The 1,750-nt window shown below is 62.9% G+C and carries 1 protein-coding gene; it reads left to right on the top strand.

The genetic code is table 11. The annotated features are described in order from the left end of the window. Positions 1-427: 427 nt before the first annotated feature. Complete coding sequence (locus JMV54_RS10630) at positions 428-1,675, top strand: hypothetical protein (RefSeq protein ID WP_201518895.1); 1,248 nt, start codon at positions 428-430, stop codon at positions 1,673-1,675. Positions 1,676-1,750: the final 75 nt, after the last annotated feature.

The following is a 1,750-nucleotide window of genomic DNA, read 5'->3' as shown; positions in this document are numbered from 1 at the left end:
CCCCTCGCCCCCGCATCCCTCACCCCTGCATCCCTCACCCCTCACCTCTGCATCCCGCGCCTCACGCTCCTCACCCGCGCTGCACTTCGGCAAGTGACCCTGTTACTTGCAAATGACCCTGCTATAGGAGGGTCACTTCGCAATAGCAGGGTCATTTGGTGGTGAAGGTGGCGAGCTGGCAGCCGCCGGTGCGGCGCAGCACGGGCCAGGGCCCGCACCAGGGCCCCGCGCCAGAGCCCCGCCCCCAGGGCTGCCCGCGTCCCGCATCCGGGCTTAAGGTAGTCAGGATCCATGCCACCATCCCACCCACTTTGGAAAGCAGCGATTGGCTACGAACCTCACCGCCTCTAAAAAGTCCAACTTGGCTGCGGAACCGAGCCAGCGCTCAGCCCGCATCCGATTGTGGCTGCCTTTCGCAATCGCGGTCGTGAGTGCAGTAATCGTCTTTCTGCGAACCCCGAGCGCTGCACGCGATGTGATCTGGGCCGAAGATGGGCGCAACTTCATGGTTGGTCACCTCGTTAACGGTTACAGCGGAGTATTTGAGCCATACCAGGGGTACCTGCACGTGGTGCCGCGGCTGCTCGCGGGCATGGTTGTCGATCTGGTATCACCGGCACAGGTCGCGCAAGGGATGACCGTGGCCGCATCCCTTGTGATCGGTGCGGTCTCGGGTGCGCTCGTTTGGTATGCCGCGATGGCGACCGAACGCATCTGGATCTGCGCGCTCATCGGCCTGGTTCCCGCTCTTGTGCCGACCGGGCCACTCGAAATGGCCGGTAACCTCGCCAACCTGCACTGGTACTTTCTTTTGCTCGGGTTCTGGATGTTCTTGGCCGTGCCACGCAATTGGGTGACCAGCTGGATCGCCGCGGTTGTGGTGCTACTTATGACTCTCAGCGAGCCGCAGCTGCTCATCGCGCTGCCACTTTTTGTTCGCAACATCCGTGAACGTCGCACATGGCCGGTCGCCAGCGCCTCGGTGATGGGCGTTGGTATTCAGCTCGTGATCTCGGCTCTTTTCCCGCGCCAGCTCCACACCGGTGGCGCGAAACTCGACATGAATGACGTGGTCATCGGTTACCTGTTTGAACCGTTCGCGGGCAGTTTTTGGTGGGACACAGCGCGCGTTGCGCGCCGGGTTGAACTGATTGGTCAGTGGACGATTGTGCTCGGTTTTGCGCTGGTGGCTGTGACGGTCATCCTCGCGCTCATTGCCGGGCGCAACGTGAACCGGTGGCTAATTGCTGGGCATATCTTGGGCAGTGCGTGCATTTGGGCGGCCGCGCTGCTGCTGAACCCCGCCGAGTCATTTCAGTTTTCGTTCGATACCTCGGTGTTTGTGGATCGCTTCCAAACCTGGCGTTACGTTGGCGTGAGCTCGATGCTGGCGCTTGTTGGTCTGATCGTTGCGGCGGATGCATTGCTTTCGTGGGGCAGGATGAAGTACCTCGGCGTCGCTGCGGTGGCGGTTGTGGCTGCCAGTTTGCTCGTGAATGCGGCTGCTGTCGATCCTGCTCGGGCGCCGCGAGTGGGCGGCCCAAACTGGCCCGCCGAGATTGAGCGGGTAGCTACCGTTTGCGGGCGAGCACCGCTTGATGAGGTGCAGGTGAGCACTTTCCCGCGCCACTGGGAAGTGCAGGTTCCCTGCAACTGGGTGGTGCCCTCGCAGTAGCTGGGCTCACGGGTAGGGCAGTGCTAGTGGCGCACCCCGCACGCATCCCTGGGGCGGACCGGCACCCGCCCGCCC

Source organism: Gulosibacter hominis (assembly GCF_904842695.1).
Lineage (GTDB): Bacteria > Actinomycetota > Actinomycetes > Actinomycetales > Microbacteriaceae > Gulosibacter > Gulosibacter hominis.
The sequence above is the reverse complement of the archived record's forward strand: the minus strand, read 5'-3'. Positions and strand labels throughout refer to the sequence as shown.